Source organism: Acaryochloris sp. 'Moss Beach' (genome assembly GCF_021497025.1).
In the GTDB taxonomy this organism is placed as follows: Bacteria; Cyanobacteriota; Cyanobacteriia; order Thermosynechococcales; family Thermosynechococcaceae; genus Acaryochloris; species Acaryochloris marina_A.
Map to the genome: position 1 here is coordinate 1,351,353 of NZ_CP071717.1, position 15,131 is coordinate 1,366,483.

The 15,131-nt window shown below is 49.1% G+C and carries 12 protein-coding genes and 1 pseudogene; 3 read left to right on the forward strand and 10 right to left on the reverse strand.

The annotated features are described in order from the left end of the window. Nucleotides 1–43: 43 nt before the first annotated feature. Nucleotides 44–1,051 carry a D-cysteine desulfhydrase family protein gene (locus HRE53_RS06245; RefSeq protein WP_235109532.1) on the reverse strand — a complete coding sequence of 336 codons (1,008 nt, stop codon included), beginning with the start codon at nucleotides 1,049–1,051 and terminating at the stop codon, nucleotides 44–46. A gap of 147 nt (nucleotides 1,052–1,198) precedes the next feature. Next, nucleotides 1,199–1,459: a photosystem I reaction center subunit PsaK gene (gene psaK, locus HRE53_RS06250; protein WP_212662674.1), complete on the reverse strand. Its 261-nt coding sequence runs from the start codon at nucleotides 1,457–1,459 to the stop codon at nucleotides 1,199–1,201. Between the two features lie 177 nt (nucleotides 1,460–1,636). Here psaK and HRE53_RS06255 point away from each other — a divergent pair, with 177 nt between their 5' ends. Next, on the forward strand, nucleotides 1,637–2,290 hold the full coding sequence (locus tag HRE53_RS06255; RefSeq protein WP_235109533.1) for a phosphoribosylanthranilate isomerase: 654 nt from the start codon (nucleotides 1,637–1,639) through the stop codon (nucleotides 2,288–2,290). A 39-nt stretch (nucleotides 2,291–2,329) separates the two neighbouring features. Here the strand turns inward: HRE53_RS06255 and HRE53_RS06260 are convergent, their stop codons facing one another. The 5 genes from HRE53_RS06260 to HRE53_RS06280 all read right to left on the reverse strand — a co-directional run bounded on the left by HRE53_RS06260 (nucleotide 2,330) and on the right by HRE53_RS06280 (nucleotide 7,258). Beyond that, on the reverse strand, nucleotides 2,330–3,454 hold the full coding sequence (locus tag HRE53_RS06260; RefSeq protein ID WP_235109534.1) for a quinone-dependent dihydroorotate dehydrogenase: 1,125 nt from the start codon (nucleotides 3,452–3,454) through the stop codon (nucleotides 2,330–2,332). 40 nt (nucleotides 3,455–3,494) lie between these two features. Further along, complete coding sequence (locus HRE53_RS06265) at nucleotides 3,495–4,229, reverse strand: peptidase (protein WP_235109535.1); 735 nt, start codon at nucleotides 4,227–4,229, stop codon at nucleotides 3,495–3,497. Between the two features lie 18 nt (nucleotides 4,230–4,247). Then, nucleotides 4,248–4,475, reverse strand: a complete 228-nt coding sequence (gene secG, locus HRE53_RS06270; protein ID WP_212662677.1) for a preprotein translocase subunit SecG — start codon at nucleotides 4,473–4,475, stop codon at nucleotides 4,248–4,250. Nucleotides 4,476–4,580: 105 nt separating this feature from the next. Next, entirely contained in the window at nucleotides 4,581–6,185 is a 1,605-nt protein-coding gene (gpmI, locus tag HRE53_RS06275; protein ID WP_235109536.1) for a 2,3-bisphosphoglycerate-independent phosphoglycerate mutase, read from the reverse strand. Between the two features lie 176 nt (nucleotides 6,186–6,361). Beyond that, nucleotides 6,362–7,258: an RnfABCDGE type electron transport complex subunit D gene (locus HRE53_RS06280; protein WP_235109537.1), complete on the reverse strand. Its 897-nt coding sequence runs from the start codon at nucleotides 7,256–7,258 to the stop codon at nucleotides 6,362–6,364. 226 nt (nucleotides 7,259–7,484) lie between these two features. Between HRE53_RS06280 and ppsA the strand changes: the two genes are divergently transcribed. Beyond that, nucleotides 7,485–9,935, forward strand: a complete 2,451-nt coding sequence (gene ppsA / locus HRE53_RS06285) for a phosphoenolpyruvate synthase (protein ID WP_212662680.1) — start codon at nucleotides 7,485–7,487, stop codon at nucleotides 9,933–9,935. 39 nt (nucleotides 9,936–9,974) lie between these two features. Then, the gene (locus HRE53_RS06290) at nucleotides 9,975–10,529 is read left to right on the forward strand and encodes a universal stress protein (protein ID WP_212662681.1); all 555 of its coding nucleotides are present in this window, start codon (nucleotides 9,975–9,977) and stop codon (nucleotides 10,527–10,529) included. Nucleotides 10,530–10,539: 10 nt separating this feature from the next. On the opposite strand, the gene HRE53_RS06295 is transcribed toward HRE53_RS06290, so the two are convergent. The 3 genes and pseudogenes from HRE53_RS06295 to HRE53_RS06315 all read right to left on the reverse strand — a co-directional run bounded on the left by HRE53_RS06295 (nucleotide 10,540) and on the right by HRE53_RS06315 (nucleotide 15,106). Then, on the reverse strand, nucleotides 10,540–11,232 hold the full coding sequence (locus HRE53_RS06295; protein ID WP_235109538.1) for a hypothetical protein: 693 nt from the start codon (nucleotides 11,230–11,232) through the stop codon (nucleotides 10,540–10,542). Between the two features lie 161 nt (nucleotides 11,233–11,393). Then, entirely contained in the window at nucleotides 11,394–12,539 is a 1,146-nt protein-coding gene (locus HRE53_RS06300; protein ID WP_212662683.1) for a response regulator, read from the reverse strand. A 332-nt stretch (nucleotides 12,540–12,871) separates the two neighbouring features. Then, nucleotides 12,872–15,106: pseudogene (locus tag HRE53_RS06315) on the reverse strand (DUF3488 and DUF4129 domain-containing transglutaminase family protein). Between the last annotated feature and the right edge of the window lie 25 nt (nucleotides 15,107–15,131).

The following is a 15,131-nucleotide window of genomic DNA, read 5'->3' on the forward strand; positions in this document are numbered from 1 at the left end:
TCCGTTCAACCCAAACGGATGATGGTCCTTTGAGCCAGCCCATTCATCCTGAAAACGAGTTTGTCTCTTTCAGGGAAAACTGTGGTGCAAAGAGGGCAGGTTGTCCCCCCGTATGCCAAAACAGAACAGTTTGCTGGCGATGAAAGTGTCCCCTGCGGATCAAATCTAATAATCCACCCATGGCCCGACCCGAATAAACCGGATCTAGCAGAATACCTTCTGACTGGGCCAGGAGGTTAATCGCCGATCGCTCTAGGTCACCCACAACACCGTATCCAGCACCCAGGTAGGCGGTTTCTACACGAAAGTCTGCGGGGTGAAAGTGACACTCTGATTGGAGCATCTTGGCTGTCGAAGTAGCTAACTCAGCCAATTGGTCCCCATAACTCAACTGCTCATCTTCAGCCTTATCAATACGAATGCCAATCAGTTCTACATCCATTGCTAAAAGAGATCGACCGACGGTCAGTCCCGCCTGCATCCCTCCTGAACTAGAAGCAAATACAATGGCATCCACAGATTGCTCCATTGCCTGAAGCTGTTGCTGCAGTTCAGCCATCGCCGCCACAAAGCCAACTGCCCCCAAAGCATTAGAGCCGCCATAGGGAATGACATAAGGATGGTGATCTTGGGCCTGTAGCTGGGATGCGATCGCATTCAACTGTTCTCCTTTGCGATCTGCCCCTGTCCAATGAATCGTCGCTCCCAAAACCTCATCCAACAGTAAATTCCCATTGGCTTGTTCTGGTGGAGTTCCCCCTAGAACCAGATGGCATTCCAATCCCACCATGGCGGCGGCGGCTGCCGTCTGCCGACAATGATTCGATTGAGCAGCCCCTGCCGTAATCACGCAATCGCAGTTTTGGTGTAGTGCATCTGCGATCAGAAATTCCAGCTTCCGGGTTTTATTACCCCCCAAGGCTAAGCCCGTTTGATCATCTCGCTTGATCAGAATTCTGGGACCACCCAGAGATTGTGACAGCCGAGGGAGTTCAACAATCGGTGTGGGGAAAAATCCTAGAGATCGGCGGGGTAAATGGTGAAACGGCATCTTAGTAAATCGACCCGCTATACCTGCAGGTTCTAAAAGTACAAGAGTAAAGCAACGTTGCCATCAAAAATCCCCGCAATCTAACCTTTTTTAGGGTAAAAAACAGGGAGAGTGACTATTATAAATACAGATAATACCGAAGAGGGCTTAGAGGGCTCCAGCAGACCGTAAACCTAGAATCATGCCAGCACCAATCCAATGGGCGAAGACACCTGTCGCCAGCATTTCTGGCACACCAAAGTCTTTCATGGAATCCGGTACACCAATGGGCAAAGCAGGTCCTTGACCTGGATATTTAATGGCATACCGTCCTAGGAACACCATAAGCAAGTTAATAAACAGCATCAGTATCCCTGTGTTAAAGGTCCAGGGATGACTTTCGAAGGTCGTCAAAAGTATGGGATGCATCAAAATTGTTCTCCTAAAAATAGCGAAACGGACTAAATCTAAAAATCTGTAACGTCGCTGACAGAATTATAAAAATTGAACTGACGCAAAAATTTGTTTTGTTTTAAGAGTTAACATTTCGCTATAAAAGTGATCCCACCTTATGCTGAAAGAAATACATGGGATGCAGGGGACTTTATGCGAGTCAAAATTTGTGGCATTACTCAACCTGAACAAGGGGTTGCGATCGCACCCCTAGGTGCCGATGCCCTCGGATTTATCTGTGTCTCCCAGTCTCCTCGCTATGTCACGCCCCAACAGATCCAGGCGATCACCCAGGTTTTACCCACTCAAACCCTGAAGGGAGAACCTCTGAGTCGGATTGGTGTTTTTGCTAATGCGGATCTAGATCTCATTCAGCAAACCGTAGAAATCGGCCAATTAACCGGAGTCCAACTCCACGGGGACGAGTCACCAGAGTTCTGCCAGCAGATCAAAGCGAAACTGCCCGAGGTTGAGTTAATTAAAGCGTTTCGGGTTCGTAGCGCTGAAACCCTTGCTCAGATCACCCCCTATGAATCGATTGCGAATACCCTATTACTCGATGCCTATACGCCTCAAGCCTTAGGCGGAACGGGACATACTTGGGATTGGACTCTGCTCAAGACCTTTGCACCAAAGTTGCCTTGGTTCCTCGCAGGGGGCTTGACGCCAGATAATGTGAATCAAGCGGTAACGACTTTAACGCCACCAGGCATTGATCTATCAAGTGGGGTGGAACTAGCTCCAGGCAACAAAGATCTCAAAAAGGTAAAACAGCTCTTTCAACAACTGATGATTCTGCAAGCATAATCCCACAAGTTTATGCACCTAAAATTACTGAGAATGCACCTATTTTTGACCTACAATCTCAGAAATTTGCTGAATGCCTTCCTCCTGCATTTTTGCCAGCAAGCCTTCCAAAATTCGGCGCACCATCCATGGTCCTTCATAGACCCAGCCTGTATAGACCTGTAATAAGCTGGCTCCAGCAGATAATTTTTCCCAGGCATCCTCAGCCGTAAAGATGCCACCCACACCGATAATCGGCAGTTGACCTTGGGTGTGTTGGTGGATAAATCGAATCACGTCTGTTGAACGCGATCGCACCGGGGCACCACTAATTCCACCTGCTTCTTCACTAGGTGCATTACCCGTAACGGCAATCCGCTCCGTTTTCAGATCCCGCCGTATCGTTGTATTCGTGGCAATAATACCTGCGAGCTGATGCACTTGAGCCAAATCTACAATCGCGGCAATATCTTCCCACTCTAAGTCTGGAGCAATCTTTACCAGCAGAGGTTTAGCCTCTGTATTCTCGGCTTGTAGACCTGCCAAAATAGGGGCCAATTGTTCGACGGCCTGGAGCGATCTCAACCCTGGGGTATTCGGTGAACTCACATTCACCACAAAATAGTCCCCATAAGTTTTGAGGAGTCGAAAACTTCCTACATAATCTTCTACTGCTTGGTCGAGGGGTGTCACCTTTGATTTGCCTAAATTGATCCCTAGGGGATAAGAGCGCACTTGACGCTCTTGGGAAGCAGCAATCACCTCTGCCATCTGGGCAGCACCTTGGTTATTGAATCCCATTCGGTTTAGGGCAGCTTGATCTTCAGGCAAACGAAACAAACGAGGTTGAGGATTTCCCGGTTGGGCATGGAAGGTTACGGTTCCCACTTCCGCAAATCCAAAGCCAAAACGAGGCCAAATATTTGTTGCTACGCCATCTTTATCAAACCCTGCAGCCAATCCGATGGGGTTCGCAAACGAAAGGCCCCACAAGGATTGTGAGAGCTGAGGATCTTCCACCTGCAAAGATGAGGCCAACTGCTTCTGCAGTCCCTGAGAGAATCCCTGCTCCACGTTCTGATCCAGCCAGGCACAGGTCCGCATCAATTGGCGATGGACCGTTTCTGGATCGGCCTTCAGAGCCGAAAATAAAAGAGGTTGTAATCCTTGTTGATATATATCCACAGTTCTCTCAGGCCAGCGTCGCACTGAGAGTATAGCCCGGCTAAGGTGCAGAACCAGATGATTGGACGACGGGCCAGCCTAACCGAGTGGGCTGTTGATACACCCGCTTGAGGGTATTCATATCCCTAGCCGAGATGGGGGCTGGTATCCGCACTTGAGAAAAATAGAGGGCATCTGTCTTGAGGCGACTATGGCCCCAAATTCCCAAGGCATGACCTAACTCATGGCGAATCGCTGCCGCAATATAGGTCTCTGTTTGGTTCGTGCGCACTTGAACCATGCAGCGATGCGATAACCGCTGCTGGTCATTTACATAGAGCTTAAAGCGAGTCTCCGCTGAGCGAATACGCCCCTGGCTGCGCTGGGTGGGATCAACTGCCGAGATGACGATATCGGCCTGGTTCGAATCGGTCGTCACTTCGAGGGGAAAATAAGCTTGCCACGCCTGAATGGCTTGGTCAACCGCCTGGGGCCATTTCTCTTGGATTAACGGCAAAGACTTAGGAGTGGGCTGGGCATACACTTTGACGGGAAATTGGCTCCAGACCAAATACCCCACACGAGTCACTTTAATCTGATCAAAATAATCCCCTTGTTCCTGGGGATCTTGCCACTGTTCCAAAACCGCTGGCAACGGATGCACTTGGGCAGCAGGCACTTGCAGGGCAGCATTAATAGGATAAACCCAGCCTAAATGCACAAAAACGGCGGCTAAAAGGCCCAGAAGACCTAAGCCCATAACCGCAGGCCACTTCTTCAGGTTAGGCCACCGCATGATGAATCAAACAATCCGTTAACCGAGCCAGCCCGCACTGAGAACCACTGTTAACCCCATAAACATTAGAGTCAAAGTCCAAGTGATCCGATTGAGGGTCTTTTCTGCACTCTTAGCGCTGGTGAAGAGTTGGCCTTGACCACCAATTCCCCCCAAACCATCTCCTTTGGGGCTGTGCAACAGTACCAAGGCAATGAGCCCCACGGCAGAGAAAAACCATATGCCTTGAATCACATTAGTCAGCATTCAACTGAAACCCTAGTAAACGATAAAAAATACTGACGGCAAATCAATAGCCGCACGACTGTCAACCCATTTTATTGGGCAAGACATACTCACAAAGTATAACCTTTAGCGATGAATCCGGACAGGACTCTTGTTCTTACGAACTTCATACCCTGCAGCCTGAATTAAGCTTGTTCCCGTCATTTCCTCCGGCTTAGTGAGTTGCAAAATATCTAAGATCGTCGGGGCAATGTCAGCCAAGCAACCATCTGCTCGCAACTGCACATCAGTGCCATGGCCCGGAATTTTGCGACCTTCTCCCTCTACCAAAATCAAGGGAACGGGGTTAGTGGTATGGGCAGTCCAAGGATTGCCGTTCTCATCCCACATCCGTTCGGCATTGCCATGGTCAGCCGTGATTAACAGTGTGCCCCCGACGTCAATCACTTGGTTTAGCAGGATGCCGATACATCTATCCACGGTTTCAACTGCTTGGATCGTGGCATCCATCAGGCCCGTATGACCCACCATATCGGTATTAGCGTAGTTGATCACCATTAGAGAATAGATGTGTTTACCTAAGGCTGCGATCGCTTCTTTAGTCACCTTATCCGCCGACATGGGTGGGTCCTGGTCATAGGTAGACACCATAGGACTAGGAACCAAAACCCGATCCTCTCCTGGCAAGGGATCTTCAATCCCACCATTGAAAAAATAGGTGACATGGGCATACTTTTCGGTCTCTGCTAATCGCAACTGCTTCAAACCATTATTGGAGACAATCTCACCCAAAATATTGTCTAAGTTTTGGGGCTTAAATGCGATATCGGTTGACAGATATGAATCATATTGAGTGAACGTCACAAAGTGAAGGGGTTTCACCTGTTCTCGCTCGAACCCATCGAACTTGGGATCAACTAAAGCTTGGGTGAGCTGACGGGCTCGATCGGGCCGAAAATTAAAGAAAATGACGCCATCTTCTGCCTCGATTGCCCCAGGAGCAATGCGAATGGGGGGAATAAACTCATCCGTCGTTTTGTGATCATAGGCATCGGTGATGGTATCTAGGGCAGACCAATCCCGAGGAACCGCCACCTGATCGTTCACCATGACCTCATAGGCTTGCTGAATGCGATCCCATCTGCGATCGCGATCCATCGCAAAATATCGACCACTCAAGGTCACAATTTGCCCTACGCCAATATGGGCGACCTGTTGCTGTAATCGCTGAATCTCATCTTTAGCGCTTTTGGGAGGTGTATCCCGCCCATCCAAGATGGCATGGATACAAACCTGGGAAATATTATGTTCTTTGGCAAGCTTAAGTAACGCTAACAAATGGTCGGAATGGGCATGAACGCCTCCTGGAGAGCACAGTCCAATCAAATGCAGCTTGGTGTTGGCTTGAGACACTTGCTTGCAAACGTTATCCAAAGCAGGATTGGTCGCTAAGCTACCATCTTCGATCGCATCTGCAATGCGAACCAACTCTTGGGGGACGGTGCGGCCAGCACCTAAATTAAGGTGGCCTACCTCAGAATTACCCATCTGACCTGCAGGTAAGCCCACGGCTTTACCAGAGGTTTGAATAAAAGTACTAGGATAAGCTGTCCAGAGGCTGTCAATAATTGGGGTTTTTGCGGCAGCGATGGCATTACCATCTGAGTTTTCTTGGTAGCCCCAACCATCTAATATGACTAGCACCACCGGGGATACAGGTGTCGACGTCATACAGGGTCGTTTTCCTCAAGGATTTATTTGTGATGCAATCATAACACTCAGAATTCCGCTTAGAACAGACCACAGCTTGGATCTAAAGGAAAAAGCAAGATTATCCTGACACCGATATAAATATCACTCTCAGGTTAAGACTAGGTTGCTGGTGAAAGAGCGAGTTTAACGCTGAATTATGGGTGGGTAGGCAACAAGTCAGCCCCATCCTCTTGCTTAACCAGGTTTATCTCTGAAGAAGATTCCGCAGATATAGGTGGGGTGGCCCAGGTGAAGCGAGGGGCAGGCCAAATTCGATCGAAAAGAACCGTTAAGGGGGCTAAGCTAAACAGTGCCCAGAAAATCCCTGTGGACAAGAAAAACTTCGTTTGCAGCCCAAACGTCACGACGGCAATAATGCCAGACCATAAAAGCCGGGCCACCCGAGCATCTGGAATTGAGCGGGGATCCGTGAGCATAAACAGAGCAAATAAGATCAACGAGCCACTGGATAAGCTGTGGTACCAAACATCCCAGCTCCATCCCAACCATATATCTCGAATAGAAAGACAGGCCGCATAGGTGACTAAAAACATTACGGACGTGTCCCATCGCCCCACCCGATGAAGCACTAATCCACCGGCTCCGGCAAATAAGAGGCCATACCAGCCCACGGCTCCCCACTGACCAGGGGAGACCCAGGCATCCGAGGTCAACAGAAGGGCAGCAATAATGCCAAAGTTGGCTGGATTAAAAAAATGTTTGCCCTTCCACTTGCATACAAATTTACTGAGGATCGCCAGGGTCGCTGCCAACATCATGGTGCTCCAATGATCCGTCCGCAGCAGCAAGCTCAGCCCTAATGCCGTAATTAAGGCACTACGGATTGAGGGATTAAAGGCTTGGTCTGTGGGCTGAGTCTGTTGTTGATATAGATAGGTACCGTAAGCAGCCAGAGCTTGAACAAGAATTGCGGTTGCGATCGCAACCACAATCATTTCGGGTCTCAAGGTCCAATCCTTCGTCCCAATTCCTAGCCCTAAAAATAAGCTGAGAAACAGAATTTGGTAATCTCTAGCATCTTGAAAGGACATAGACCCTCAGCTGGATGGAATGGTCCCAATTTATCCCAACTTTCTAGATTGGAAGTCGGCGGTTACCTAAATGGTTACCAACTCAGACGTTTTTACCGGCATCCTAATATTTAGGATTTCTTTAACTCGGTTCCAGACAATCCTCACAAGTTTCTCAAATTAGCTGGATATAAAGAAGACAAATACCCTGTGCCCGATCTTGACAAGAGAGCGGAACCTAGAAGTCATGCTCCCTATCTCTCCCCAGCAACCGCCAAAGGCCAAACAGCAGTCATTCGTTCTGTGGTTTGATCAAGTCGGAATTACAGACATTCCCTTGGTGGGTGGCAAGAATGCCTCCCTAGGAGAGATGATTCAGCAGTTAGGGGCCCAAGGCGTCCAAGTGCCCACCGGCTTTTCCACCACAGCCCATGCCTATCGCACCTTTCTACAACAATCCCAGCTAGAAGCCCCACTTCGTCAGCTATTGCAAGGGTTAGATGTAGAAGATATTCCTCAACTGCGATCTCGGGCGAAGCAAGCCCGAGAACTAATCTTGACCACTCCTTTTTCCCCTAGCTTCGAACTGGCTATTAGTGAAGCCTATTCCAGACTGTGTCAACACTGTGGTAGAAATTCATCTTTAGATGTAGCCGTTCGCTCTAGTGCCACAGCCGAAGATTTACCGGATGCCAGCTTTGCGGGCCAACAGGAAACCTATCTCAATGTTCAAGGTATTCGCGGCGTCTTAGAAGCCTGTCATAAATGCTTTGCCTCTCTATTTACCGATCGGGCTATTTCCTATCGCACCTTAAAAGGGTTTGATCACTTCACGGTGGCCTTGGCGGTAGGGGTACAGCAAATGGTGCGGTCGGGCACTGCTGGGGTAATGTTCTCCATCGACACAGAAACCGGGTTTGATAAAGCAGTCTTGATCACGGCGGCCTACGGGCTAGGGGAAAACGTGGTCCAAGGCGCTGTCAACCCTGATGAATATTTGGTGTTTAAACCAACCCTACAACAGGGCTATCAGCCGATATTGTCTAAACGACTCGGCAGTAAAGAGATCAAAATGGTCTACGACCAAGAGGGCAGTAAACTCACTAAAAATGTGCCCGTGCCCGAGGGCGATCGCCAGAAATTCACCCTGACCAACACCGAAATTCTCACCCTCGCTCAATGGGCCTGCAAAATTGAAGATCATTATTCTGCTGTGCGGGGCACCTACACCCCCATGGATATTGAATGGGCACAGGATGAATTCACCGGGGAACTCTATGTGGTCCAAGCCCGGCCAGAAACGGTACAGTCTCAAAAATCTGACACCCTACTAAAAACCTATCAGTTAGATGAGCTAGGGCCAGTCCTCAGCACCGGCCGAGCCGTGGGGGAGTTGATTGGCCAGGGGCGCGTGCAAATCATTCAGGATGTCAGCCAAATCAGTGCGTTCCAACCAGGGGATGTCTTGGTAACCCACAAAACGGATCCCGATTGGGAACCCATTATGAAGCAGGCAGCAGCCATCGTTACGAACCAAGGAGGGCGCACTTGCCATGCTGCCATTATTGCCCGCGAGTTAGGCATTCCCGCCATTGTCGGTTGTGGCCATGCCACCCGCCAGATCCCTAACGGTCGGTTGGTCACGGTTGCTTGTTGTGAAGGGGAAGCAGGCCATGTTTACGATGGGCTACTGTCCTTTAGGGTTCAAGAAACTCATCTAGAACAACTCCCCACAACCCAAACTCAAGTCTTGCTAAATGTGGGAAATCCCGACCAAGCCTTTAGACTGGCAGCACTGCCTTGCGATGGTGTTGGCCTTGCCCGCTTAGAATTTATCATTGCCAACCATATCAAAGCCCATCCCCTGGCCTTAATCCATTTCGATCAGCTAGAAGATCCGTTAGCCCAGCAAGAAATTGCCCATCTCACGCGTCACTATCCCTACAAACCTGACTTCTTTGTTGATCAGCTCACCCATGGTGTGGGCATCATTGCCGCAGCGTTTTACCCCAAGCCCGTCATCGTCAGACTGTCTGACTTCAAGAGTAATGAATATGCAAACTTGCTAGGCGGCAAGCAATTTGAGCCTCAGGAAGAAAATCCCATGCTGGGATGGCGAGGGGCCTCGCGTTATTACGACGACAATTTTCGAGAGGCGTTCGGATTGGAATGTAAAGCCCTCAAAAGCGTCCGAGACGAGATGGGTTTAACCAACGTGATTCCCATGGTGCCGTTCTGCCGCACACCAGAGGAAGGTCGTAAAGTCATGGCAGAAATGGCGAATTATGGATTGGTCCAGGGAGAGAATGGTCTCCAGGTTTACGTCATGTGTGAAGTGCCCAGCAATGTCATTTTGGCGGATCAATTCAGCCAAATCTTTGATGGGTTTTCCATTGGCTCCAACGATCTCACCCAATTAGCCCTAGGCATCGATCGGGACTCAGCCTTGGTGGCTCACCTCTTTGATGAACGTCATGAGGGCGTGCAGTCCCTTATTCGCCAAGTCATCGATCAGGCCAAACGTCATAACTGCAAAGTCGGCATTTGCGGCCAGGCCCCTAGCGACTATCCAGAATTTGCCCATTTCCTAGTTGAACAAGGAATTGACTCTATCAGTCTTAATCCAGATTCAGTGCTTAAAACACTGTTCGTTGTCGCTCAAGCAGAAACACACGTGTCATCGTCTCACTCGTCCTAATCACTTGCCGTTTTCCACGGCCCCCTAGAGGTACTCACCATGTTTCATAAAGTTTTAGTTGCCCTTGATCATTCAGAAACGGCTCTGGACGTCTTCGATCAAGCCCTTGATTTGGCTGCCACAACCCAGGCTAATTTGATGCTGTTACATGTGTTGTCCACCGATGACCAAGATGCTCCGGATGCCCCCACTCCCTTTCCTAGCATGTATTACTATCCTGGGCTATCAGCAACCTCGATTAGCGTTTATCAACAACAGTGGGAGCAATATACCCACACAGCCCAAGATATTCTGCAGGCCCAATCCGAAGAGGCAAGATTAGCAGGAGTCTCTGTCAAAATCACCCAAAAACAAGGTTCTCCCGGTGAAACCATTTGCGAAGTGGCCAAGGAATGGCAGGCAGACTTGATTTTGCTAGGGAGCCGAGGACGGGCCGGTCTCAGTGAATGGTTATTAGGCAGTGTCAGTAATTACGTTATGCATCATGCCCCCTGTTCAGTGCTGATCTGTAGAGAAACTGAGACGCCTCCCCCCAACTCCATTCCAGATCATCTCAACCAGCAACTCATGTCTAACTTAGCGGGTTGGCAATAGCCTAAAGGAGCTAGCTGGCTTTCTGACTAGCTCCTTTGGGCTGCATCCAGTCTATTTGCAAAGGCTTGATTAGCCCCGCCTCAGTGACTTGAACCGTCATTAAGAATATATCCTCTTCAAAGGTTTTGACCACCAATTGCGGTGGGTCACTGGCCTGGATGTAGTAGGTCCTGTCGGGAATAAACTGGCTAATGATGGCCCGCTGGCCCAACTGTTTAGGACCAATATGGCGCGCATAAATCATCTGCTTCAATCTGAGGGCAACATCTCCTGGTGTTCTGCCATAGAAGAGGGGGAGAAAGTTGTCCAAGACTTGTCCAGAATTAGCTTGGGAAAAGCCAGACATTTCCTTCTCCAAATCTCTAATGCTCAGGGATTCTTTAACCTGATAGCTGGATAAGATTTGAGCCTCTAAGGCGGGCATTTGCTGTAAATCAAACAAAGCTTTTTGCTTCATCAGCTGTGGGTGAGCCCCATACACTTTCTTAGAGGCTTGCAACGCAATATCAGACAACTCTTTGAAGCTGTAGTCATCAAGATTTTTTTGAGCCAGCTGAGCTTTCATTTCTTGCTCAAACTCAGTTTGTAATGCTGCAATTTTGCTCTGATCAGGAGGTTGCGTGGTGGAAGGGGCTTCGCTAGCTTGCAGTTGACAGGCCGTCAGGCAGCCCACCAACAAGAATTGAAACAACGAACGCCGCATAGCATTACCCACAACTGTGGTTCCAGTCTACTCACCCTCCCTAGCAATGACTACCCACAAGCTTGAGCAGCAAGAATGGAACTTGCGACCAATGAGCTTTGTTGGGTGATTTCACCAATAGCGATGAGGCAGCGATTACTGTGTGCATCCACCCTGCAATGCTACATCTGGGAAACTGCTGCACCTTCAGCCGACAGTTTTTGCACCAATGCCAACAATTCTTGGGGATTAAAGGGCTTAGTCAAATAGGCCGTACATCCAGACATTCGGGCTCTCATGCGGTCAATCAGGCCTTCTCGCCCCGTCAGCATCACGACAGGGATTTCCTTGAGCATATCGACTTGGCGAACCATGCGACATAGCTCATAACCATCCATCTTCGGCATTTCAATGTCCATCAAGATGACATTAGGTTGCTGCTCAATTAAGACCGTTAATGCCTGTTTCGGATCCATTAACTGCAGTACTTCAAAACCTTCTGCCTCTAGAGATAGCTTCACAAACTGCTGAATGGTTTGACTATCATCTACACAAGCGACAACGGGGCGAACTTGTTCTTCGATGACTTGATAAGGGTGCAGACTGATTGCTCCAGCCTGAACCATCGGCGCTAGATCAGTCGCCAGCGTTAGGACATCTATATCTGCCTGGGTTGCCACCTCGTAGAAGCAAAGGCCTTGCTCTAATAAATTGACAATATTTTGTAAGTGTCTTCCTTGACCATTTTCCTTCCAAGCTAATTTCAGGAATTGATCGGGATCTTCTAAACGTGGCTTTTGGAACGGAGAACCAATGACAGCCTGCAGCTGTGCCCATTGATTAATTTGATCACGAACCGGTAGAACAAGCTGCCGAAACGGAGCAGATAGAAGTAGCGGATCTAGTCCCACATTAGGCTCAAATTCTAAGTAGCCTTGAGGGAGGGCTAAGAACTGCATGAGTGCTTCTTGAGTCAGAATAGCCAGCAGTTTTCGGAAGAAATTTAGGGGTAAATTATTGGCCTGCCAATACTTGCACAGATAGGAATACTCTGACGTATTATTCGGTAGAGACTCAGATAAATCAAAGTCGGGTAGCTGCTTTTTGAGCACGTAGGGTAATCGCTCAGCATGCCCCATTGTGCTTTCTGCAAAATGCATTTGCCCACCGCCTAGATACACCCGCCAGCTAATCGACGGATCACGAGAATCAGTGATAGTGATGCGGCCAGACCGTTGCTCAGAGATCACTTTCTGCAGCACTTTAGCAGGTGCAACCTGTGGTTTGTCCTGTTGGGTGGGTGTTGGAAGACTGGAGGTATAGGTCATAAACTAACTGATTTGGTAGTTAATAGTCAGAGCATTGGCAGTTACCAGCTCAGCAAGATGGCAAGTGGCAGATTTGATCTAGAACAACTTTTTCAGGTGCATGCCCTCATTCTTAGGATGGACCGTTTACCCTTGAGAACATATGCGTAAAATCACGTATTTTTGCCCTAGGAGCGAATTATTAGTAACAATTAGCAGCAATATACGGGGGATTCTTAGTATTAGTATGGACTAAAAACTCATCAGAATTTACTTTTGAGTAAAACTTCAAATAGTAGGAAGCACAAAGGTATTTTGTATACTCATCTTCAGCTCATCTAAGATGTTCAGGCTTACTGGGACCTGAGTTTTTCCCTGAGGGTTTGAAATCTAAGATGAACATCGCTCAAGTCATAGGTTTGATGTCCATATCGCCAACTCACATAACTCTGAGAAATCTCAGTCACTAGGTCAGCGATCGCCCCTTCCCCCTTTTGATGCAAACGACGAGTATATTCAAATGGAGTTTCATGGGGGTGTTTCGGTACACCCCGATTTGCTAACAAATGCAGCATTCGCTGATACAACTTCTCCATCGGTGGCAAAGTTGCAAGGCGTCGCCGATAGCGCCACCATTGCCAGCCTTGCGGGGGCCAGCCAGCCAAGAACGGCCATCCCACTCAGAACTAGCAATCCAGCACCCCAACCTTGCCAGCCACCGGTAAAAAATCCTAATGCTTTGGCCAACCCTTCACCGATCAGGGCGAATATTGCTGTCAAGCCGTTCATCATGGGCGAGGGGAGCCAACCTGCCACCCAGTTCCATAAGGTCTTCAACACAGAGAAAGTATAGTCATCATCCACAGAAGGGGGGAACCAAGTCATGACCTGGAATGGGATCAAATGTAAACCAACCAAACTGGGGGGATATAGACCTCAGCCATGGCAAAGGCATCCACGTTTTTTACTTCATAGAGCCCCGTGAACGCATTAAATTCCCCGGGGCCAAATCCCGTCACCAGGCGGGCGGGGATACCGATGGAGCGCAACATCATCGTTAAGGCAGTGGAAAAATGATCAGGATAGCCCCCCTGATATTTGAATAGGAAGGCACTCACTAAATCTTCTTCTGACTCAAGCACCGGCAGATCAAGCTGAAGTGAATAAGCTTGTTTGACACTTTGGGCTAAATACAGGGCTTTCTCATAAGCCGAAATGGGGGGACGATTGGCTTTCTCCAAGAGTGCGTCTGTCTGCTCTTTAACCTGAGGCGCAATATCATCGGGAATTTGAAGATAATGCTGGCGAATAAAGGGTGGATACTGGCGGGATGCTTTGCGTAACTGCTTGCGATCTCGATATGGAACATCAGAAATGACCGAGTAGGTCAGTCCATCCTGGAGCTGCACGGGGGATCGGAATCCCCCTTCTGGATCTCTAGCAATTTCACGGGTGGGAAAATAAACTTCACGGGCTTGACTGAGGGCTGGAATCAGGTTGGGGAAACGGGTAACGATGGAATAGGTTTGAATTACTTCTTTGGTTCGGCCTCGCTGCCCTAGTTGAGGCACCACAAACCGATAGGACCAAGCCGGTCGACTCAAGGTCTCAGATTTGTCATTGCGAGACATCTTCCAGCCTTGACCGGTATATTCGTCAAAGGCTAAGACGCGCCAAAATCCAGGGGCTTGCGATCGCACCCGCATCACAATTTCAGGCTTGAGAGCACCTCGCAAATTCTGGTTGATGCTTTGACTGAACCCGTAATAGAACTGATCATCAAAGGCAATCTCTCCCTGGAGGTCTTCGCCATCTTGCCCTGTTCCGTCCCAAGTGGCACTATCTCCTTGACCATAGCCAGGATTAACGATTTGCTGGGCATCAAACTTACCCGGAATATCAATCGCAGCACTCACGGGTAACGTTCTCAGCTGGTATCCGGGTAAACGCGGTAGCAAGGCAAAAATCACTAGCCCCACCGTCACCACTGCCACTAGCATCTTGCCCATCTGGACTGGCGGCAGGCTTATCGATCGACGTTTGAGCAGTTTCAAACCTAGGCGCGATCGATAATCCAGGATGAGGACGGGCAACGCACAAGCAATAAAGAGTAAGAGCCATCCCCCGAACACCATCGTTTCGCTGACGGTGGCTGCGACTCCAACCAAAATGATGCCGATAACGGCTGAGTACCCCAAGTCTTTGCGTCGGGGTAGGTCAAAGGCATGCAGAATTTGAACCTGAATCAGTAACTCCGTCAATAGGATACGGGAGTCACCTGCTTGGCCCGCTAAACGGCTGAGGAAAACCGCCAAGACGAGGATCATGCCAATGGCAATCCCACATTTGGCTGCAATATTTCGACGATGCCGCTGTCGCCAACTCCAGGTGGCCCCCATCAAACTCAGGGGAATCGCCCATAAACTATGCCAGCTCCCTGTTGCCGAATCCGTCGCCAGGATTCCCACACAAACGAGGATTTGCACGCCTAAACGCAACGCCATAGAGTCTTCTGGCGGCAGCGGCCGAGGCTGCAGCCGTTGAGAGACCTGTTGCCACCAAGATTGAGATAGGAAAGAGCGCTGCATCAATTGTTCAAGGTAATGGCTGAGC